Below are 20926 nucleotides of genomic sequence, written 5' to 3'. Positions count from 1 at the left end.
CGAAAGGCCTTTCCGCTCGACTTGCATGTGTTAAGCACGCCGCCAGCGTTCGTCCTGAGCCAGGATCAAACTCTCCAAAAAGAATTCAAAAACCCGGCAAAAAACAACCACCGACAAATAAATGTCCAAATGTTTGCTTAATACCAAAGGAATGACCACGACGAGGTGATCAATAAATTGGCACTGGCATATCTAGCACCCTGTTGAGTTCTCAAAGAACAAGCACACTCCGCGGCTCCCGAGATCTCGTCTCGCTCGCCTCCGGGGCAACTCACCCAGCCTACCCATCCGGTCGCTCCGTGTCAAACCCGAATTTTCGGATCTGCCCGACTCGTCCGTTTGGACACCCCGCACACACCAAACCCCTGAGGGGCTGAGCGGTTCGAGGAGAACCAGTGACCCGGCCGACGCGATACTCACCGAAGAAACTCGGCACCGCTGTCCGCCCGGCTCGTCACCGGCTCGATTACCCTACCCGGTCGGGTTCGCGCGATCAAATCCGCCCCGCCCGGTGCGCTCCGTCCACTTTCACCTAGACCCTCAGGCCCTGGCGTTTTTGTCCGTTCCGCGCTGGCAGAGAGAACATTACGGGGGACGCGGCGCCGATCGCAAATCGGCGGACCGCGTCCCCCGTCACATGATCCAGAGGTCCCTATTAGCGCAGGTCAGCGCGTTATCGAGCCAGTTCGGCGCCCGCGATGGTCTTCTTGCCGCGCCGCAGCACCAGGAACCGCCCGTGCAGCAGCAGGTCCTCCGACAGCGGGGCGTCGGCGTCGGTGATGCGCTCGTTGTTGACGTACGCCCCGCCCTCGCCGACCGCGCGCCGCGCCTCGCCGAGGCTCGCCGCCAGGCCCGCCTCCTTGAACAGCACCGACACGCTGGGCAGCTCGGACACCGTCACCAGGCCCGCCTCCGACAGCGCCGAACGCAGCGTCGAGGGCGCCAGCTCGTCCAGCGCGCCCCGGCCGAACAGCGCCTGCGAGGCCGCGACCACCTGGGCGCACTCGTCCTTGCCGTGCAGCAGCGTGGTCAGCTCCTCGGCCAGCGCCTTCTGCGCCGCCCGCGCGAACGGCCGCTCCGCGGTCTCCCGCTCCAGCTCCAGCAGCTCCTCGCGGGAGCGGAAGGAGAAGTACTTCAGGTAGCGGAGCACGTCGCGATCGTCGGTGTTGATCCAGAACTGGTAGAACGCGTACGGGCTGGTCATGGTCGGGTCGAGCCAGATCGCCCCGCCCTCGGTCTTGCCGAACTTGGTGCCGTCGGCCTTGGTGACCAGCGCCGTGGTGAAAGCGTGCACCGGTCCGGCACCCCGGCGGCGGATGTAGTCCACGCCCGCGGTGATGTTGCCCCACTGGTCCGAGCCGCCGAACTGCAGCCGGCAGCCGTACCGCTGGTGCAGCTCGAAGTAGTCGTGCGACTGCAGCAGCTGGTAGCTGAACTCGGTGAAGCTGATGCCGGTCTCCAGCCGGTTCTTCACCACGTCGCGGGCCAGCATCTTGTTGACCGGGAAGTGCTTGCCCACGTCGCGCAGGAACTCGATCGCCGACAGCTTCGAGGTCCAGTCCAGGTTGTTGACCATGCGGGCGGCGGCCGGGCCCTCGAAGTCGAAGAACGGCTCCACCTGCCCACGGATCTTGCCGACCCAGCCCTCGACCACCTCGGGCGAGTTGAGCGAGCGCTCGCCGGACTCCTTCGGGTCGCCGATCTGGCCGGTCGCCCCGCCGACCAGCAGCAGCGGCCGGTGCCCCTCCAACTGGAAACGGCGCGCGGTGAGCACCTGCGTCAGGTGGCCGAGGTGGAGGCTGGGCGCGGTCGGGTCGAACCCGACATAGAAGGTCAGCGGTCCGTTGGCCAGGTCTTCGCGCAGCTCGTCAAGGCCGGTGCAGTCCTGCAGCAGGCCGCGCCACTTCAGGTCGTCGAGGATGTCCGTCACGCCGTCGATTGTCGCGCATGGCACCCGCGGCCGGGCAACCGGTTTGGTCCCGCTCCGCCTCCGGCAGCCGGGCCGTGACCAGCACTTCCCCGGGTGGGTACGGCGGGACGCCTCGTTCGGTGTACCCCCGGCGAAATTCCGTTGTCCCCACCGCAGGCCGCACGCCACCATGACCAGCGTGACCGTCCTCGATGTCCAAGCCATCCGCAAAGCCTTCGGCGCGGTGCGGGCCGTCGACGGGGTGAGCCTGCGCGTCGAGCCCGGCGAGATCGTCGGCCTGCTCGGCCCGAACGGCGCGGGCAAGAGCACCACCCTGCACATGGTGCTGGGTCTGATCTCCCCCGACTCCGGCACGGTTCGGCTGTTCGGCCGCGATCCGGCCCGTCATCGCACCGAGGTGCTGAGTCGGATCAACTTCGCCGCCGGGTACCTGGGTCTGCCCGGCTCGCTGCGGGTGTGGGAGGTGCTGCGGGCGTTCGCCTACTCGTACGGCGTGGCCCGCCCCGCCGCGCGGGTCGACCAGGTGATCGAACTGCTCGACCTCGGCAGGCTGCGCGACCAGCGGTTCCGGGAACTGTCCTCGGGGCAGCAGACCCGGGTGCAGCTGGCCAAGGCGCTGATCAACGAACCGGAGCTGCTGGTGCTCGACGAACCGACCGCCAGCCTGGACCCCGACGTGGGCGACCGGATGCGCGAGCTGCTGCTGGCGCAGGCTCGTGAATCCGGCCGAGCGATGCTGATCACCTCGCACAACATGCGGGAGGTGGAGCGGATGTGCCATCGCATCCACTTCATCGCCGGCGGCCGGATCGTGGCCGAGGGCAACGCCGAGCAGCTGGCCGGCGAGTACGGAGTGACCGACCTCGAAGAGGTCTTCCTGAAGGTGGCCCGACAGTGACGACGCTGCTCGCCTCCGGTGCCGCCGCGTCGCGGCGCCGCATCTGGGGCATCATCCTGCGCGACTTCTACGCGTTCCGCGGCAACACGCCGCGGTGGATCGAGACGATCTTCTGGCCCACCCTCGAACTGATCATCTGGGGTTCGGTCTCGCTGTACCTGCAGGCCAACGCGATGTCGATGGCGGTGAGCGCGCTGCTGGGCGCGACGCTGCTGTGGCAGGTGCTCTACCGGTCGCAGGGCGAGCTGTCGCTGGCGTTCCTGGACGACATCTGGAGCCGCAACCTGATCAACCTGTTCGTGACCCCGGTGACGGTGCGCGAGTACCTGGCCGGGCTGGTGCTGTTCGGCTCGTTCAAGATGGCGGTCAGCGCGGCCACGATGGGCGGGCTGGCCCTGCTGCTGTTCGGGTTCGGGCTGTTCAGCATGGGTCCGGCGCTGGTGCCGTACATGGTGGTGCTGATCGTGATGGGGTGGGCGCTGGGCGTCTTCGCGATCGCGGTGGTGCTGCGGTTCGGGGCCAGTGCGCAGGTGCTGGCGTGGATCCTGTCGTTCGTGTTCCAGCCGTTCTCGGCGGTGTTCTACCCGCTGTCGGTGCTGCCGCAGGCGCTGCAGACGGCGTCGCGGGCGGTGCCCGCGTCGTACGTGTTCGAGAGTATGCGGACTGTGCTGGCCGGGGGCGCCTTCGACTGGGCGGCGCTGGTCACGGCCGCCGTTCTGGACGTGGTGTACGTGGCGCTCGCGCTGGGCTTCCTGGCGTACGCGCTGCGCCACGCCCGTCACCGCGGCAAGCTGTCACGCTTCGGCGACTGATCGGTCAGCGGGACGCGGACGGGGCGGGTGCGGTCCTCAGCCGGCGCATCGACCCGCTGAGGTGGCGCTTCATCCACCGCGACACCGGCCGCTCCACCCACCGGTGGACGAGCCAGGCCGCCAGCAACAACGCCACGACCAGCCCGGTCAGCAGGGCGTAGGCGGGCACGTACGAGTGCAGGCCGGCGATGGCGGTCAACCCGATCATCTGGTGCAGCAGGTACAGCGGATAGGTCAGCGCACCGGCGGTGACCAGCCATCGCGCCCGGATCCGGGACAGCAGGCCCAGCGACACCGCGCTCATGACCAGGAAGAACGCGGAGATGATGACGATGACCGCCGGATAGGACACGCCTCGCGCGTACGCCCGTCCGGCCGCGCCCGCGACCGCGAGCAGCCACGAAATCCCGACGATCGACCACAGCAGCAGATTCGGGCCGAACCGGTGCACCAGGAACAGCGCCATCCCGGCCACGAAGTACGGCGCGTGCTCGGCGGCGAGCACCAGGTTGAGCCACGGGTTGTGCGTGCTCAGCGCGAGCACTGAGGCCACGGTCCACAGCCCGCAGAAGGCCACCACCCGCCGGTGGTTCACCCCCCGCGCCACCACGACCGCGAACAGCAGGTAGAAGACCAGCTCGACGGTGAGGGTCCAGTACGAGTTGTCGACGAAGCGCAACCCGAGCAGTCCGTTGAGCATCGTCAGGTTCGCCAGGATCTCCGGCAGCGGCAACCGGTGCAGGATCACCGGCCACAGCGTCAGCACCGCGGTCGTCAACAGCACCGCGGCCCAGTACGCCGGGTAGAGGCGCACCGCCCGCGACACGAAGAAGTCCCCGAGGCCGCGCCCCCAACTGCTCATGCAGATCACGAAGCCACTGATGAGGAAGAACAACTGCACGCCGAGCCAGCCGTAGCGCGCCACCGTGTCCAGGGGCCCGAACACGGCCGCGGGCGGCGCGCCCCAGACGCTGCTGGAGTTGTGCACCAGGTGGAAGCCGACCACCATCAGCGCGGCCAGCAGCCGCAGCCCGTCGAGCACCGGCAGGCGCACCGACGCCGACGGACGCGGCACGTGCTGCGCCGCAATCGTCGCGGACAGCCCTGGCCACTCCGCGGGCACCGACGGGGCATGGTCCATGCGGGTCATCAGGTGCTCCGTTCCCTGCCAGGTGCTGCGGCCCGCGGAGCATACCCCACCTGAACAGCGGCTCAAGACCTGCTGAGGACGTGCGACGCCCAAGATCAGGAGACGGATCTGCGTCGTGGGCTGTGCCTGCGGTACGCGCTGACGGTGCGGTCACCGGCGATCCAGAAGCGCCACGGCACGTCGTGCGCGGCGGCGACGCCCACGCGCGGGCCGGCGGTGATGGATTGCGGCTCCACCGGCTGGGTCGGGGGGCTGAGCAGCAGCGGACCGGTGCCGTCGAGCATCGAGGTGCCGTTGGCGGACGGGTCGACGCCGAGCGCCACGACGAGCCGGGCCGGACCCCGGGCGAGGTCGCGGTGGGCGACCTCGCCCCGGCGGGTGCGGGCCTGCTCCTCGCCCGCGATCACCTCACCGGCGCGGACCAGCACCGCGGCCGCCTCGCCGGACCGGCCGCAGACGATGTTGAGGCACCAGTGGGCGCCGAAGATGTAGTAGAGGTAGGCGTGCCCAGCGGCACCGAACATGACGGTCGTGCGCGGGGTCGGGCCGCGGTGGGCGTGGGAGGCGGGGTCCTCACCGGTGCCCGCGTACGCCTCGACCTCGGTCAGCCTGATCCGCACCTCGCCGCAGCCCAGCTCCCAGCCCAGCAGGGTGCGTGCCGTCTGTGGCACCTGCGCCGCGGGCGCGTGCAGCCATGCGTAGTCCACCACGCCAGCTAACCCCACGAACGCGCGCCCGCACATCCCGGCCCGTCCGATCGCCTCGTGGGCGTCCCGCTCTTTCCGTTGACCCCGGCCCAGCACCGCGAAAGTGATCTTGTCCGGTTCCCGGTAGTGATCTTTTCCGGGGCACTGTGCTGGGCCGACGTCTACGGAAAACGGGTGGTGGCGCGGCCCAGGTGCGCGGGGGCCGGTTGGGTCAGCGGGGGACGACCGATTCGGCGGACCAGTCGTGCCAGGTCTTGAGGTGGTCCTGGACGGCGGCGAGCTGGTCGGCGACCGGGCCGGGGCCCGTGGAGCCGGGCGTGATCCGGGCGGCCAGCGCCGACCCGACGGTGAGCACGTCGCGCACCGAGGGGTCCAGGTGCTCGCTGACCGCGGCCAGGTCGGCGTCGCTGACCTCGTGCAGTTCGCAGCCGCGCAGCGCGCACAGGGCCACCAGTTTGCCGGTGATCTCATGCGCGTCGCGGAACGGCACGTGCTTGCGCACCAGCCAGTCGGCCACCTCGGTGGCCAGCGAGAAGCCGACGGGCGCGGAGGCGGCCAGGCGGTCGGTCCGTACCGTCATGGTGCCGATCATGCCGGTGAGCGCGGGCAGCACCAGGCTGAGCGTGTCGAGGGCGTCGAAGACGGGCTCCTTGTCCTCCTGCATGTCCCGGTCGTAGGTCAGCGGCAGGCCCTTGAGCATGGTCAGCACGTTGACCAGCCCGCCGATGAGGCGACCGGCCTTGCCCCGGGCCAGCTCGGCGATGTCGGCGTTCTTCTTCTGCGGCATGATCGACGAGCCGGTGGCGAAGGCGTCGTCGAGCTCGACCCAGCCGAACTCGTACGAGGTCCACAGCACCACCTCCTCGCCCAACCGGGACAGGTGCACCCCGAGCAGCGCGGTGACGAAGAGGAACTCGGCGACGAAGTCGCGGTCGCTGACGGCGTCCATCGAGTTGGCGAACGACGTGCGGAAGCCCAGCTCCTTGGAGACGGCCACCGGGTCCAGCGGCAGGCCCGAACCGGCCAGCGCACCGGCGCCGAGCGGGCTGACGGCGGCGCGGTGGTCCCAGTCGCGCAGCCGCTCCAGGTCGCGCAGCAGCGGGTGTACGTGCGCGAGCAGCCAGTGCCCGAAGGTGACCGGCTGGGCGTGCTGCACGTGGGTCATGCCCGGGGCGGGGGTGTCGACGTGGCGGGACGCCTGGTCGGTGAGCGCCTCGGCGAGTTCGGTGATGGCACCGGCCAGGCCGCGGGCGTGGTCACGCAGGTACAGCCGCAGGTCGGTGGCGACCTGGTCGTTGCGGGAGCGTCCGGCGCGCAGCTTGCCGCCGAGGGTGCCGAGGCGCTCGAGCAGGCCGCGCTCAAGGGCGGTGTGCACGTCCTCGTCCTCGATGGTGGGCCGGAACGTGCCCGTGGCGACGGCGGCGTCGAGGTCGTCGAGCGCGGCGAGCATCTGCCCGAGCTCGTCGGGGTCGAGCAGCCCGGCGGCGGCCAGCACCCGGGCGTGGGCCCGTGACCCGGCGATGTCGTACGGGGCGAGCCGCCAGTCGAAGTGGACGCTCACCGACAGCCGGGCCAGCGCCTCGGCCGGTCCGTCGGCGAACCGCCCTCCCCAGAGCCTGGTCATGCTTTGTTCCTCTCTCGCTGCTGATGCTGCTGTTGCCGTGTACAAGGCGACGCGTCGATCATGAAGTTATGGCGGCGACACACCGTCGAACCGTGCCATAAGTTCATGATCGACGCGTCGGTTAGGGTCGGTGGCGGTCAGAGGGGGTCGTCGGTGTCGTCGACGGGGGTGGTGTCCAGGGCCCAGGACTGGAACTTGGCGGCGAGGGCTTCTCCGGCGTCGGCGCCGCGGGCGACGACGAAGATGGTGTCGTCGCCGGCGATGGTGCCGACCACGTCGGGCAGGCCGCTGCGGTCGATGGCGCTGGCCAGGTAATGGGCCGCACCCGGCGGGGTGCGCAGCACGGCCAGGTTGCCGCTGTGGTCGGTGCCGTTGAGCACCTCGCGCAGCAGCCGGATCAGCCGGGCCGGGCCCATGGTGGCCGGGCGCAGCGCCGGGTGCCCGTCCTCGGGGATGAGGTAGACCGCCGGGCCGCCGTCGCGGCCACGTACCTTGACCGCGCCCAGCTCCTCCAGGTCACGCGAGAGCGTGGCCTGGGTGACCTGGACGCCGTCGGCGGCCAGCAGCTCGCCCAACTGGGTCTGCGACGTCACGCCGCCGCCCCGGATCAGCTCCTCGATGCGGGCATGGCGCGCGGTGCGGGTCTGCGGTGCGGTCATCGGGCATCACCCCTGGTTCTCAGGACTGTGTCATCAGGAACGTCAGCAGCGCCTTCTGGGCGTGCAGCCGGTTCTCCGCCTGGTCGAACACGGCGCTGGCCGGTCCGTCCATCACCTCGTCGGTGATCTCCTCGCCCCGGTGGGCGGGCAGGCAGTGCAGCACGATCGCGTCCGGGTGGGCGTGGCCGAGCAGCGCGTCATTGACCTGGTACGGCAGGAAGGGGGTGATCCGGTCCAGCCCGTCGCCCTCGTGGCCCATGGAGGTCCACGTGTCGGTGGCGATGACGTCGGCCCCGGCGGCGGCCTGCTTGGCGTCGGTGAACTCGGTGACCGAGCCACCGGTGCGGGCCGCGATCGCCGCCGCCCGTGCCACGATCGCCGGGTCGGCGGTGAACCCGTGCGGCCCCGCGATGCGCACGTGCATGCCCGCGACCGCCCCGCCGAGCAGGTACGAGTGGGCCATGTTGTTGGCCGCGTCGCCGACGTACGTCAGGGTCCTGCCCTTGGGGCTGCCCAGCCGCTGCCGCACGGTCTGCAGGTCGGCCAGCACCTGGCACGGGTGGAAGCTGTTGGTCAGCGCGTTGACGACCGGCACGGTGGCCGCGGCGGCCAGCTCCTCGATCCGGGTGTCCTCGAAGGTGCGGATGACGATGGCGTCGACGTAGCGCGACAGCACCTTGGCCGCGTCGGACATGGTCTCGCCCCGGCCGAAGTGGGTGTTGGTGGCATCGATGAGCACCGCGTGCGCGCCCAGTTCGGAGATGCCGACCTCGAACGAGACCCGGGTGCGCAGCGACGGCTTCTCGAACAGCACCGCGATTGCCCGCCCGTCCAGGGCGGTGCGGCTGCCGAGCCGGTCGGCGGCGTACACGTCGGCCAGGTCGAGCACCTGCTCCTGCTCGGCGGAGCTGAGGTCGTCGTCCTTGAGGAAATGCTTCATGCGGTCTTCTCCTGAGCGGGAGCGTCGGCAGGGACGGCCTGCTCGGGGACGGCGGTGGCACCGAGAGAGTCGAGGGCGTGGGCGAACCCGGCCAGGAAGGCGTCGGCCTGCTCGGCGGTGAGGATCAGCGGTGGAGCGAGCCGGATCACGTCGGGCTGGTTGGCGTTGACGATGAACCCGGCCGCGAGCAGCTCCTTGGCCAGTGCACCGGAGGCCGGGGCGGTCAGTGTGATCCCGAGCAGCAGCCCGGCCCCGCGTACGCCGGAGACCAGCGGGTGGCCCAGCGCCTCGATGCCGCGCCGGATCCGCTCGCCGATCCGCTTGACGTGGTCGAGCAGCCCGTCGGCGGCGATGGTGCGCAGCACGGCCAGGGCCGCGGCGCAGGCGACCGGATTGCCGCCGAAGGTGGTGCCGTGCTGGCCGGGCGTGAACAGGGCCGCGGCGCCGCCGGGGTGGGTCTGCGCGAAGGCGCCGTCGGAGAAGGCGATCGTGGCGCCGATCGGCAGGCCGCCGCCCAGGCCCTTGGCCAGGGTGATGATGTCGGGCGAGACGCCCTCGGCCTGGTGGGCGAACCAGTGACCGGTGCGGCCGATGCCGGTCTGCACCTCGTCCAGGGCCAGCAGCGCGCCGTGCTTGGCGGTCAGCTCGCGGGCGGCGGCAAGGTAACCGGGCGGTGCGGGCAGCACGCCGGACTCGCCCATGATCGGCTCGAGGATGACCATCGCGGTATCCCCGTCGACGGCGGCGGTCAGCGCGGCGGTGTCGCCGTACGGCACGTGCACGACGTCGCCCGGCAGCGGGCGGAACGGGTCGGCCTTGCCCGGCTGGCCGGTCAGCGCCAGCGCGCCCATGGTCCGCCCGTGGAACGCGTCCTGCGCGGCGACGATCTTCGTGCGGCCGGTACGCCGGGACAGCTTGAACGCGGCCTCGTTGGCCTCGGCGCCGGAGTTGCCGAAGAACACCCGACCGGGGCGCCCCGTCAGCGCCAGCAGCAGCTCGGCCAGCGCCACCGGCGGCTCGGCCACGAACAGGTTCGACACGTGCCCCAGCTGCGAGATCTGCTTGGTCACCGCGGCCACCACGGCCGGGTGGCCGTGCCCGAGCGCGTTGACGGCGATGCCCGCGAGCAGGTCGACGTACTCGCGGCCGGACTCGTCGACCACCACCGCGCCCTTACCGCTGACCAGCGCCAGCGGCGGGGTGCCGTAGTTGTCCATCATCGACTGCTTCCACCGGTCGGTGAGAGTCATGCCTTCTCCTCGCTTCGCTCGTCGGCGGCATGACTGCCACACCACATGGTTCGCTCGCTTCGCTCGCTCACGACGCTTCCTCCAGCTCGGCGTCGGGCACGACCATGGTCCCGAAGCCCTCGTCGGTGAACAGTTCCAGCAGGGTGGAGTGCGGCACCCGGCCGTCGACCACGTGCGCGGCGGGCACGCCTCCGCGTACGGCGCGCAGGCAGGCCTCCATCTTGGGCACCATGCCCGCCGACAGGGTCGGCAACAGCACCTCCAGCTCCTTGGCGGACAACCGCGAAAGCAGGGTGGAGGTGTCGGGCCAGTTGGCGTATACGCCGGGCACGTCGGTGAGGACGATCAGCTTGCGGGCGCCCAGCGCGACCGCGAGCGCGGCGGCGGCGGTGTCGGCGTTGAGGTTGTGCGGCACGCCGTGCTCGTCGGGGGCGACGGTGGAGACCACCGGCACCACGCCCTTGTCGAGCAGACCGTGCAGCAGCGCGGTGTCGACCTCGCCCGCGTCACCGACCTGGCCGAGGTCGACCTCCTGCCCGTCCACGACCGTCCCGCGGCGTACGGCGGTGATCAGACCGCCGTCCTCGCCGGACAGCCCGACCGAGCGCACGCCGTGCCTGCCGATCAGGGCCCCGAGGTCCTTGCCGATGCCCAGCAGCACCATCCGCACGATCTCCATCGCCTCGGCGGTGGTGACCCGCAGGCCGCCCTTGAACTCCGAGGCGATGCCCATCCGGTCCAGCATGGCCGAGATCTGCGGGCCACCGCCGTGCACCACCACCGGGCGCAGCCCGGCGGCGCGCAGAAAAGCCATGTCGGCGGCGAACGACTCACGCAGCTCAGGCGTGGTCATGGCGTGGCCGCCGTACTTGACCACCACGATCGCCCCGCGCAGCCGGTTCAGCCACGGCAGCGCCCCGACCAAGGCCTGCGCCCGCTCCTGCGGCGTCATGAGCTGTACGCCGAGTTCTCGTGCACGTACGCGTGGGACAGGTCGTTGGTCCACACGGTCGCCGACTCGTCACCGGCGTTGAGGTCGATCGTGATCTTCACCTGCACTCCGCTCAGGTCCACCTTGGCCCGGTCCTCGGCGGCGGCGCCGGAGCGGCAGACCCACACGCCGTTGATCGCCACGTCCAGTTCGTCGCTCTCGAACACCGCGCCGGTGGTGCCGACCGCGGCCAGGATGCGGCCCCAGTTCGGGTCCCTACCGAACAGCGCGGTCTTCACCAGGTTGTTGCGCGCCACCGCCCGGCCGACCTCCACCGCGTCGTCCTCGGTCTCGGCGTTGACCACCTCGACCGCGACCTGCTTGGTGTGCCCCTCGGCGTCGGCCAGCAGCTGCTGGGCCAGGTCGCGGCAGGCGGCGGTGACCGCCTCGGTCAGCTCCTCCTGCGTGGGCTCGACGCCGGAGGCGCCGGAGGCCAGCAGCAGCACGGTGTCGTTGGTCGACATGCAGCCGTCGGAGTCGAGCCGGTCGAAGGTGACCCGGCAGGCCTCGCGCAGCGCCTCGTCCAGGGCGTCGGCGCCCGCCACCGCGTCGGTGGTGAGCACGCACAGCATGGTGGCCAGGGACGGGGCGAGCATGCCCGCGCCCTTGGCCATACCCCCGATGGTCCAGCCGTCGCCGGTCAGCTCGACCACCTTCGGCCGGGTGTCGGTCGTCATGATGGCTTCGGCGGCGGCGAAGCCGCCCGCCTTGGCCAGTGCCTTGGCCGCGCCCTCGATGCCCGACAGCAGCTTGGGCATGGGCAGGCGCTCGCCGATCAGGCCGGTCGAACAGACCGCGACCTGGCCCGCGCCCATGCCGCCCAGGCGGCGGGCCACCGACTCGGCGGTGGCGTGGGTGTCCTGGAAGCCGCCCGGCCCGGTGCAGGCGTTCGCGCCGCCGGAGTTGAGCACCACGGCCTTGACCGCGCGGCCCTTGATGATCTGCTGGGACCACATGACCGGCGCGGCCTTCACCCGGTTGCCGGTAAAGACGGCCGCGGCGGTGGCGTCGGGGCCGTCGTTGACGACCAGCGCCACGTCCAGCTTCCCGGCGCCCTTCAGCCCGGCGGATACCCCGGCGGCCCGGAAGCCCTTGGGCGAGGTGACGGTCACGGTGCCACCCCTTCGTTCGCGACTGCGGGGCTCCGCTTCGCTGCACTCCTCGCGCTCACGGTGCCACCCCGTACACGGACAGGCCAGCGGTCTCGGGCAGCTCGAACATGATGTTGGCGTTCTGCACCGCCTGCGCGGCGGCGCCCTTGCCGAGGTTGTCGATGGCGCTGACCACGATGATCCGGCCGCTGTCGACGTCGAGGGTCGCCTGCAGGTGCGCCGCGCCGGAGCCGAGGGTGGCGGCGGTGTGCGGCCAGGCCCCCTCCGGCAGCAGGTGCACCAGGGGCGCGTCACCGTATGCGTCGGCGAGCACCGCGCGGACCACCGCGGAGGTGATGTCGCAGCTGGTGGGCTTGGCGGTGACGGTGGCCAGGATGCCGCGCGGCATGGGGGCGAGCACCGGCGTCAGCGACAGCGAGCGCGCGCCGGTGGCCTGCTTGATCTCGGGCACGTGCTGGTGCGCGCCCACCTTGTACGGGCTGAGGTCGCCCATGACCTCGCTGCCCAGCAGGTGCGTCTTGGCGGACTTGCCCGCGCCGGAGGTGCCGGAGGCCGCCACCACGACCACGTCGTCGGCGTCGGCCAACCCGCTGTGCAGCAGCGGCGCCAGCGCGAGCGTGATCGCCACGGCGTAGCAGCCGGTGTTGGCGACCCGGTGCGCCTCGGCGATCTTCGCGCGCTGGCCGGGCAGCTCGGGCAGGCCGTAGACCCAGGCGCCGGCGTGGGCGCCGCCGTAGTAGCGGGCCCAGGCGTCGGCGTCGTGCAGCCGGTGATCGGCGCCCAGATCGACAACCTTGACTGTATCGGGCAGAATGGCGGCCAGCGCGGCGGACTCGCCGTGCGGCAGCGCCAGGAAGACCAGGTCGGCGTCGGCGAACGCGTCGGGGGCGGTCTCGACTAGGGTCAGGTCGAGTCCGGTCAGGTGGGGGTGCGCCGAGGCGAGCGGCTTGCCCGCCTGGCTGTGCGCCGTGGCTGCCACGAGCTCGAACTCGGGGTGCCCGGCGATCAGGCGCAGCAGCTCGCCGCCCGCGTATCCGCTGGCACCGGCGACCGCGACCCGGATTCCCATAATAACCTCCGCATAACTATTAGTGATGAGAATACGGCCCGCTGCATTTTCATGCAAGTGAGGTGCCGGTCACTCACCCGAGCGGGGGCGTGCCCACGAGCACCTCGAACAGGCAGGCGCAGGCCGCGGTCTCGCTGTCGAAGGACTCGCGCACCTCGTACTCGCCGCGCGCGTACGCCCCGACCTCCCAGCGCGGCCCCGCCTGCCGCAGGAACCAGAACTCGGTGTGCGGCGGCAGGTATTCGTGCACGCCCGGAATCTGGAACGACTCGGGCGGCTGCCCCGACTCCAGCAGGGCCAACACCAGCTCGTGCCGCTCCACGTCCACCTCCGTCGACCGCTCCCCCACCCGACCCCCATCTCCAGCTTCCACTGGATCCCGGACCCAGGTTGCCCGAACCACGGCGCGACGTGCCCACCGACGGACGTGAACGACGGGAGAACTTCACCCCCGTCCGCCGACTCCCCAATAACTCTTTGACGGTCGCCGAAAGGTGTGCCTAGACTCCCCAACATGTCTTTGGGAGATGCGGACGCTCCAGTCGACGAGCCGTCCCTGCGGGCCGTCACCGGCGGGCTGCGCGCTCTGGCCCACCCGATCCGGCTGCGCATCCTGTCGCTGCTCACCGGCGCGGCCATGAGCGCCGCCGAGGTCGCCCGCGAACTCGACCTCACCCACGCCAACGCCAGCTACCACCTGCGCCTGCTGCTGGCCAACGGCACCATCACCGTCGCCGAGCAGGAGCAGGTGCGCGGCGGCCGCGCCAAGCGCTACCGATACGACCTCGACCGCGATCTGGTCCTGCACCCCGACCGGCCCGAGCCCGTCAGCGACCCCGAAGGCTCCCGCCTGGTCTACGCCGCGCTCGCCACCGAACTGCAACGGCGTGCCCGGTCCATGCTCGCCGCCCGCGGAAACTTCCTCGCCGACGCCGAGTTCTGGGTCGACCCTGACGACTGGCGCGAGATCCGCGACCGGATCGCCGCCGCCGGCGACGACCTGCACCGCCGCGCCCGCCGCCCGCACACCCCCGGAACGCTGCACGTCAGCGCCACGATTGCCCTGTTCCGAATGGAAGAACCGTGACCCTCGCCGCCGCCCTGTCCCCGCTGCGCCACCCCGCGTTCCGCAACCTCGCCCTCGGCCGCCTGATCAGTCTGCTCGGCAACGCCATCGCCCCGATCGCGCTCGCCTTCGCCGTGCTCGACCTGACCCACTCCGCCAGCGCCCTCGGCCTGGTCGTCGGCGCCCGGTCGCTCACCAACGTCGTGTTCGTGCTGTTCGGCGGCGTCATCGCCGACCGGCTGCCCCGGCACCTGGTCATGGTCGGCTCCAGCCTCCTGGCCGCCGCCACCCAGACCGCCGTCGCGGTCCTGGTGCTCACCGGCTCGGCGACCGTCCCGCTGCTGATGGCGCTCGGTGCCGTCAACGGCATGGTCAGCGCGTTCTCCCTGCCCGCCACCGCCGCCCTGGTGCCCCAGACCGTCCCCGGTGACCTGCTCCAGCAGGCCAACGCGCTCAACCGCCTGTCCGGCAACGCCGCGATGATCGGCGGCGCGGCCCTGGGCGGTCTGCTCGTCGCCGCGGCCGGACCCGGCTGGGGCCTGGCTGTCGACGCGGTCACCTTCGCCGTCGGCGCGCTGTTCTTCGCCCTGGTCCGGGTCACCGACGTACGCGACCGCGCCGCCCCCCGGCAGGGGATGCTCGCCGACATGCGCGTCGGCTGGACCGAGTTCACCTCGCGCAGCTGGGTGTGGATCGTCGTACTCGCGTTCATGATCCTCAACGCGACGTGGGTCGGCGGGTTCAACGTGCTCGGCCCCACCGTCGCCGACGGCACCATCGGGCGCTCGGGGTGGGGTCTGGTGCTCGCCGTCGAGACCGCGGGCATGGTCGCGGGCGCGCTGGTGGCGCTGCGGCTCAAGCTGCGGCGGCCGCTGCTGGTCGGGTCCGTGTGCATGCTGGCCGAGGTGGTGTTCCTGGTGACGCTGGCGCAGTGGCCGGGGTCGCTGGCGGTGCTGGCCGTGGTCGGCTTCCTCAGCGGGGCGGCGGTGGAGCAGTTCGCCATCGCCTGGGACATGTCGCTACAGCAGCACATCCCGTCGGACCGGCTGGCCCGGGTGTACGCGTACGACATCCTCGGGTCGATCCTCGCGGTGCCGCTGGGGCAGATCGCGGCCGGTCCGGCCGCTGCCGCCATGGGCACCTCGAACGCGTTGCTCGCGGCGGCCGGGATCAACGCGGTGGTGGTGCTGGCGATGGTGGCGTCGCGGGGAGTGCGCAGTCTGCACGCGCCCACGCCCGCGACCGCTCCGGCAGCAGCGGAGCCGGTCCCGGCCTGACCGGCCGGGCGACCCGGCCCTGGTCGCGGGAGTGATCCGGGATTGTGGACGCTGGGAGCTGTCAGGGCAGCACCCAGCGTCCACGATTTCAGATCATGGGCGGCGGTAGCGCAGGAACAGGTGGGTGCCGTCGGTCAGGGTGTGCGCGAGCGCGAGCCGCCGGGGCTCCATCGCCGCCTCCCCCGCCACGATCCGCGAGGCCCCCGGCCCAGCCAGCACCGGACTCAGCGTCAGGCACACCTCGTCCAGCAGATCCGCCGCCGCGAACTGCCCGGCCAGCCCCGGTCCGCCCTCGCACAGCACCTGTCCGAGGCCGTGTTCGCGCAGCCCGGCCAGCATCTCCGCCGGATCACCGCCCCGAACCACGTCCGCGGCCGCCGCGAAGGCCGGTGGCACGACGGCCTCGGCCGAGGTGACCAGCAGCGGACGCGCCGGGGACGTGGTGAGCACGTCGAGGTCGAGGTCGAGGCGGCCGCTGACGATCGCCAGCCGTGGATGCGGCGCCAACCCGGCGGCATCCCGCAGCGCGACCAGGGCGTCGCCGATCAGCGGCCCGAGGTACCCCTCGGCCCGGATCGTCCCCGCCCCCACCAGCACCACATCGGCCTGCGCTCGCAGCAGCCCAAGCAGCGCCTGGTCGGCCGGGCTGCCCAGCCCACCGGAGCGCCCGCCGAGGGTCGCCGCGCCGTCCAGCGACGACACCATGTTGAGCCGGACCAGCGCCCGCTCGCCGCGCGGATACGCCGCGAGCAGCCCCTCCTGGTCCAGCTCCTGCTCCGGTACGGGCCACAGCCTGCGCATCCACGCCCCTCACATGTTGTGCACGGTGTAGGCCGGCTGCCGCCAGCCCATGATCGCCTCGGTCATGCGCACCGCGTCGACGGACTCGGCGACGTTGTGCATGCGCACGATGCGGGCGCCGAGCAGGACGCAGGTGACCGCCGCCGCCAGGCTGCCGGACAGGCGCTGCTCGCGGGGGCGGTCCAGCGTCTCGCCGACGAAGTCCTTGTTGGAGACCGCCGCCAGGCAGGGGTAGCCGATGGCGGTGATCTCGGACATGCGCCGGGTCAGTTCGAGGGTGTGGAAGGTGTTCTTGTTCAGGTCGTGACCGGGGTCGATGACGATCTGCTCCGGCCGTACCCCCCGATCCAGCGCGACCTGGACGCGGGCCCGCAGAAACGCGGCGATCTCCCCGGCGACGTCGGCGTACTGCGGCTTCGGGTAGTGGGTGCGCGGCTTGGCCAGGCTGTGCGTGATGATCAGCTGGGTGCCGGGGCGCTGGGCGACCAGGTCGGCCAGCGCCGGGTCGTGCAGGCCGGTGGTGTCGTTGACGACGTGCGCGCCCGCGTCCAGGCACTCGCGGGCCACGTCGGCGCGGAACGTGTCCACGCTGATCACCAGGTGCGGGTGCCGCGCGGCGGCGGCCCGCACCACCGGCAGCACCCGGTCCAGTTCCTGTTCGGCGGGCAGTTCCCCGCCGTTGGGCGAGAACTTGACCCCGCCGATGTCGATCCAGTCCGCGCCGGCGGCGGCCGCGGCATCGACTGCCGCGACCGCCTTGTCCAGCGCGTACGTGGCCCCCTGGTCGTAGAACGAGTCGGGGGTCCGGTTCACCACCGCCATGACCGCGACCTGGCGGTCGAAGTCGAACTCGCGTCCGGCGATGACCCGCTTGGGTGCGATCAGTTCGGGGATGAACATCAGGCGCCGCGCAGCACCGCGCCGAAACGCTCGGCCGTGACCGCCACGGCGGCGTCGCGCGCGGCGACGGCCTCCTCGACGGTCAGCGTGCGGTCCGGCGCCCGGAAGGTCAGCTTGTACGCCAGCGAGCGCTGCTCGGCCCCGAGCTGGTCGGACGTGTACACGTCGAACAGCCGCACCGACTCCAGCAGCGGACCCGCGCCCTCGGTCAGGGCCGCCTCGACCTGCGCCGCGGGCACCGCCGCGGGCAGCACCAGCGCCACGTCGATCAGCGCGGGCGGGTACGTCGAGAACACCGGCGCGGGCGTGGTGCCCGGCAGCGGCACCGCGTCCAGGTCCAGCTCCATCGCGCAGGTGCGCTTGGGCAGGTCCAACGCGGCGCAGGCAGCCGGGTGCAGCTCGCCCGCGTAGCCGACCACGACCCCGTCGACGGAGATCGCGGCGCACCGGCCCGGGTGCCACGGCGACTTCTCCGCGGCGCTGATCGTCACCGAGGCGGCGGGCACCGCGGCGGCCGACAGCACGTCGCGCGCCGCCTGCACGGCGTCGGACCAGGACGCCGCCCGGCCCGCGCCCCACCAGCCGGAACGCTCGAACTCGCCGCACAGCACCGCGGCGACGTGCCACGGCTGGGCGGGGACGCTGGCGTTGGCCTTCTCCCACAGCGCGGGGTCGGGCCGCCCGGCCACCCCCATCACCGGCGGGACACCGGCCGACAGGTCGGGCAGGAAGACCAGGCCCTGCTCGTAGAGGGCCAGGTCGCGCTGGCCACGGCCGACGTTGCGCCGCAGCGCCGCCAGCAGCGGGGGCAGCAGACTGGTCCGCATCAGCGGTTCCTCGTCCGACAGCGGGTTGGCCAGCTTGACGGTCTCGGTGGGCAGGCCCAGGGTCGTCAGCACCGAGGCGGAGACGAACGGGTACGACAGCACCTCGACGTACCCCTGCTCGGCCAGCGCCCGACCGACGGTCCGCTTGCGCCGCTGCGACGGGGTGAGGCCGTTGCCGGGCGGAGCGATCGGCAGCACGCTGGGCACGTTCTCGAACCCGTCCAGGCGCACCACCTCCTCCACCAGGTCGGCGGTCTCGCGCAGGTCGGGGCGCCACCACGGCGGGATGACGTCGACGTGGTCGTCGTACACGGCCGTGTCGCAGCCGACCTCGGTGAGCAGGTCACCGACGCGGTCGACCGAGTAGTCGACGCCGATCAAACGGCTGGCCCGGTCGCCGGGCATGGAGATCATGACCGGGTCCGGGGCGTGGTTGATGTCGAGGATGTCCGCGGCCGCCTGGCCGCCGCCGTGCTCGACCAGCAGCGACACCGCGCGCTCGATCGCGACCAGGCACAGCTGCCGGTCGACGCCACGCTCCCAGCGCTTGGCCGCCTCGCTGAACAGCTTGTGCCGCCGCGCGGTCCGGCCGACCATGGTCGGGTCCCAGTGCGCCGCCTCGAACAGCACGTTGGCCGTGCCGTCGACGACCTCGGAGGTCTGCCCGCCCATGACGGCGGCCAGCGACACGGGACCGGTGTCGTCACAGATCACCATGTCCTCGGCGGACAGCACCCGGGCCTGGCCGTCGAGGGTGGTCAGCTTCTCGCCCTCGGTGGCGCGGCGCACCACGAGGCCGCCGGTGATCCGGTCGGCGTCGAAGGCGTGCATCGGCTGGCCCAGCTCCAGCATCACGTAGTTCGTGATGTCGATGGCCAGTCCGAGCGTCCGGACACCGGCGGTGAGCAGGCGCTTGGCCATCCAGGCCGGGGTCGGCGCGGCCGGGTCGATGCCGCGCACCTGGCGGGCGGCGAACCGGTCGCAGCCCTCGGTGTCGAGCACCGTGACCGGCCAGGCCGGGGTCGCGGTCGCACCGGGCGCGAGCGCCAGGCCCGGGTCGCGGAACGGCACCTTGAAGGCATGGGCGAGCTCGCGGGCCAGGCCGCGTACCGACATCTGGTAGCCGCGGTCGGGGGTGACCGTGACGTGCACCTCGATGTCGTCCAGGCCGACCACCGCGCGGGCGTCGTCGCCGGGCACCGCGTCGACCGAGGTCGGCAGGATGATGATGCCGTCGTGGTCGCCGGACAGGCCCAGCTCGGCGGCGGAGCAGATCATGCCGTGCGAGTTGCGCCCGTACGTCTTGCGCGCGCCGATCTCGAACCCGCCGGGCAGCACGCCGCCGGGCAGGATGACCACGACGAGGTCGCCCTCGGCGAAGTTGCGGGCCCCGCAGATGATCTCCTGTGGGGCGCCGGTGCCGTTGGCCTGGCCGACGTCGACGGTGCAGAACCGGATCGGCTTCTTGAACCCGGTCAGCTCCTCAACGGTCAGCACCTTGCCGACCACCAGCGAGCCCTGCACCGAGTGGCGCTGGTCGTGGATCTCCTCGACCTCGATGCCGAGGTTGTTCAGCGCCAGATCGAGATCCGCGGCGGTGAGGTCGGCGGGCAGGTCGACGTACTCCCGCAGCCAGGAAAGGCCAACCTTCATGTCAGTGCACCTCCATGCCGAACGCGCGGGTGAAGCGCACGTCGCCCTCGATCATTTCCCGCATGTCGCTCAGACCGTTGCGGAACATCAGCGTCCGCTCGATGCCCATGCCGAACGCGAAGCCCGAGTACTCGTTCGGGTCGATGCCGCAGGCGCGCAGCACGTTCGGGTTGACCATGCCGCAGCCGCCCCACTCGACCCAGCGCGGGCCGTCGCGGTGCTCGGCGAACCACACGTCGAACTCGGCCGACGGCTCGGTGAACGGGAAGTAGTGCGGCCGCCAGCGGGTCCGCGCGTCCGGGCCGAACATCGCGCGGGCGAAGTGGTCCAGCGTGCCCTTGAGGTGGGCCATGGTGATGCCCTTGTCCACGACCAGGCCTTCGACCTGGTGGAACACGGGCGAGTGGGTGGCGTCGAGCTCGTCGGTCCGGTAGACCCGGCCCGGCACCACCACGTAGATGGGGGGCTTGCGGGTCAGCATGGTGCGGGCCTGGACTGGCGAGGTGTGCGTACGCAGCACCAGGCCCGACTCGGTCGCCCCGGTGGCGGACTGCGCCGCCTGCACCCAGAACGTGTCCATCAGGCCGCGGGCCGGGTGGTCCGGGGAGATGTTGAGGGCGTCGAAGTTCGCCCACTCCAGCTCCACCTCGGGGCCCTCGGCGACCTCGTAGCCCATCCCGATGAACAGGTCGCCGACCCGCTCCATCAGCGTGGTCAGCGGGTGGCGGGCGCCGCGCGGGCGGCGGTCCCAGGGCAGGGTCACGTCGACGCGCTCGGTGGCCAGCACCCGCTGCGCCTGCTCCACCTCGAGCACCGCCAGGCGCTCGTCGTAGGCGGCCTGCACGGCGGTGCGGGCCTGGTTCACGTGCTTGCCCGCGTCGGCCTTGGCGGCCGGGGGCAGCGCGCCGATCTCACGGCGGGCCAGCGACACCGCGGAGCGGTCGCCCAGGTGCGCGGCCTTCTGCACGGCGAGGGCGTCCAGATCGGATGCTTCGGCGAACGCCTTGGCCGCCGCGGCGACGGCGTCGTCGAGCGCGGCGGGGTCGAGCATCGCGACCTGCTTCGGGTCGTACGGATCGTGACGGTATGTCATCAGAACTCCAGATCGGCAACCGGATCAGTCTAGGCGCGTGGCTCAGCCACGACGCGCGCGGCTTCGCCGCAGCCCACCGGTGCGGATCTCAGGAGGAAAGGAGCTGAGCGCAGTCAGTCCCGCCGCCCGCCACCGGCGGGCTGACTAAAGGAGAGGCGCTCTGTCAC

19 protein-coding genes and 1 rRNA gene are annotated in these 20926 nt (G+C 71.6%); 4 read left to right on the top strand and 16 right to left on the bottom strand.

All coding sequences use genetic code 11. The annotated features are described in order from the left end of the window. Together KUA19_RS09900 and tyrS are read right to left on the bottom strand one after the other, a co-directional pair. Positions 1-81 (bottom strand): 16S ribosomal RNA (locus KUA19_RS09900); the annotation flags it as partial. 592 nt (positions 82-673) lie between these two features. Continuing rightward, positions 674-1930: a tyrosine--tRNA ligase gene (gene tyrS, locus KUA19_RS09895; RefSeq protein WP_308167403.1), complete on the bottom strand. Its 1257-nt coding sequence runs from the start codon at positions 1928-1930 to the stop codon at positions 674-676. 178 nt (positions 1931-2108) lie between these two features. Between tyrS and KUA19_RS09890 the strand changes: the two genes are divergently transcribed. Both KUA19_RS09890 and KUA19_RS09885 read left to right on the top strand, forming a co-directional pair. Beyond that, a complete protein-coding gene (locus KUA19_RS09890) occupies positions 2109-2828 on the top strand; it encodes an ABC transporter ATP-binding protein (protein ID WP_217395815.1) in 720 nt (239 codons plus the stop codon). Continuing rightward, complete coding sequence (locus KUA19_RS09885; protein WP_217395814.1) at positions 2825-3640, top strand: ABC transporter permease; 816 nt, start codon at positions 2825-2827, stop codon at positions 3638-3640. Before KUA19_RS09890 ends, KUA19_RS09885 begins: the two co-directional genes overlap by 4 nt. 4 nt (positions 3641-3644) lie before the next feature. On the opposite strand, the gene KUA19_RS09880 is transcribed toward KUA19_RS09885, so the two are convergent. From KUA19_RS09880 to KUA19_RS09835, 10 genes are all read right to left on the bottom strand, one after another. After that, on the bottom strand, positions 3645-4790 hold the full coding sequence (locus KUA19_RS09880; protein WP_217395813.1) for an acyltransferase family protein: 1146 nt from the start codon (positions 4788-4790) through the stop codon (positions 3645-3647). Between the two features lie 95 nt (positions 4791-4885). Next, on the bottom strand, positions 4886-5497 hold the full coding sequence (locus KUA19_RS09875; protein ID WP_308167406.1) for a DNA-3-methyladenine glycosylase: 612 nt from the start codon (positions 5495-5497) through the stop codon (positions 4886-4888). Between the two features lie 211 nt (positions 5498-5708). Further along, a complete protein-coding gene (gene argH / locus KUA19_RS09870) occupies positions 5709-7121 on the bottom strand; it encodes an argininosuccinate lyase (RefSeq protein WP_217395811.1) in 1413 nt (470 codons plus the stop codon). A gap of 137 nt (positions 7122-7258) precedes the next feature. Next, a complete protein-coding gene (locus tag KUA19_RS09865; RefSeq protein ID WP_217395810.1) occupies positions 7259-7780 on the bottom strand; it encodes an arginine repressor in 522 nt (173 codons plus the stop codon). A gap of 19 nt (positions 7781-7799) precedes the next feature. Beyond that, positions 7800-8720 carry an ornithine carbamoyltransferase gene (gene argF / locus KUA19_RS09860; RefSeq protein WP_217395809.1) on the bottom strand — a complete coding sequence of 307 codons (921 nt, stop codon included), beginning with the start codon at positions 8718-8720 and terminating at the stop codon, positions 7800-7802. Then, entirely contained in the window at positions 8717-9970 is a 1254-nt protein-coding gene (locus KUA19_RS09855; protein ID WP_217395808.1) for an acetylornithine transaminase, read from the bottom strand. Before KUA19_RS09855 ends, argF begins: the two co-directional genes overlap by 4 nt. A gap of 67 nt (positions 9971-10037) precedes the next feature. Beyond that, on the bottom strand, positions 10038-10922 hold the full coding sequence (gene argB, locus KUA19_RS09850) for an acetylglutamate kinase (RefSeq protein ID WP_217395807.1): 885 nt from the start codon (positions 10920-10922) through the stop codon (positions 10038-10040). Further along, a complete protein-coding gene (argJ, locus tag KUA19_RS09845) occupies positions 10919-12073 on the bottom strand; it encodes a bifunctional glutamate N-acetyltransferase/amino-acid acetyltransferase ArgJ (protein ID WP_217395806.1) in 1155 nt (384 codons plus the stop codon). The genes argB and argJ overlap by 4 nt, the downstream gene beginning before the upstream one ends. A 55-nt stretch (positions 12074-12128) precedes the next feature. Next, the gene (argC, locus tag KUA19_RS09840; protein ID WP_217395805.1) at positions 12129-13142 is read right to left on the bottom strand and encodes an N-acetyl-gamma-glutamyl-phosphate reductase; all 1014 of its coding nucleotides are present in this window, start codon (positions 13140-13142) and stop codon (positions 12129-12131) included. A 73-nt stretch (positions 13143-13215) separates the two neighbouring features. Continuing rightward, positions 13216-13464, bottom strand: a complete 249-nt coding sequence (locus KUA19_RS09835) for a hypothetical protein (protein ID WP_217395804.1) — start codon at positions 13462-13464, stop codon at positions 13216-13218. A gap of 192 nt (positions 13465-13656) precedes the next feature. Here KUA19_RS09835 and KUA19_RS09830 point away from each other — a divergent pair, with 192 nt between their 5' ends. Next, complete coding sequence (locus KUA19_RS09830) at positions 13657-14229, top strand: ArsR/SmtB family transcription factor (RefSeq protein ID WP_217395803.1); 573 nt, start codon at positions 13657-13659, stop codon at positions 14227-14229. Continuing rightward, positions 14226-15485, top strand: a complete 1260-nt coding sequence (locus tag KUA19_RS09825) for an MFS transporter (RefSeq protein WP_308167402.1) — start codon at positions 14226-14228, stop codon at positions 15483-15485. The genes KUA19_RS09830 and KUA19_RS09825 overlap by 4 nt, the downstream gene beginning before the upstream one ends. A gap of 93 nt (positions 15486-15578) precedes the next feature. On the opposite strand, the gene KUA19_RS09820 is transcribed toward KUA19_RS09825, so the two are convergent. The 4 genes from KUA19_RS09820 to pheS are packed head-to-tail and all read right to left on the bottom strand — an operon-like array spanning position 15579 to position 20759. Next, positions 15579-16286 (bottom strand): dihydrofolate reductase family protein, encoded by a 708-nt coding sequence (locus KUA19_RS09820; protein WP_217395802.1) that lies wholly within the window; start codon positions 16284-16286, stop codon positions 15579-15581. A gap of 9 nt (positions 16287-16295) precedes the next feature. Next, the gene (gene folP, locus KUA19_RS09815; RefSeq protein ID WP_217395801.1) at positions 16296-17186 is read right to left on the bottom strand and encodes a dihydropteroate synthase; all 891 of its coding nucleotides are present in this window, start codon (positions 17184-17186) and stop codon (positions 16296-16298) included. Further along, positions 17186-19666 (bottom strand): phenylalanine--tRNA ligase subunit beta, encoded by a 2481-nt coding sequence (pheT, locus tag KUA19_RS09810; RefSeq protein WP_217395800.1) that lies wholly within the window; start codon positions 19664-19666, stop codon positions 17186-17188. Before pheT ends, folP begins: the two co-directional genes overlap by 1 nt. Before the next feature lies 1 nt (position 19667). Next, complete coding sequence (gene pheS, locus KUA19_RS09805) at positions 19668-20759, bottom strand: phenylalanine--tRNA ligase subunit alpha (protein WP_217395799.1); 1092 nt, start codon at positions 20757-20759, stop codon at positions 19668-19670. Positions 20760-20926: the final 167 nt, after the last annotated feature.

This window comes from Catellatospora tritici, from assembly GCF_019083965.1.
Classification (GTDB): domain Bacteria; phylum Actinomycetota; class Actinomycetes; order Mycobacteriales; family Micromonosporaceae; genus Catellatospora; species Catellatospora tritici.
The sequence above is the reverse complement of the archived record's forward strand: the minus strand, read 5'-3'. Positions and strand labels throughout refer to the sequence as shown.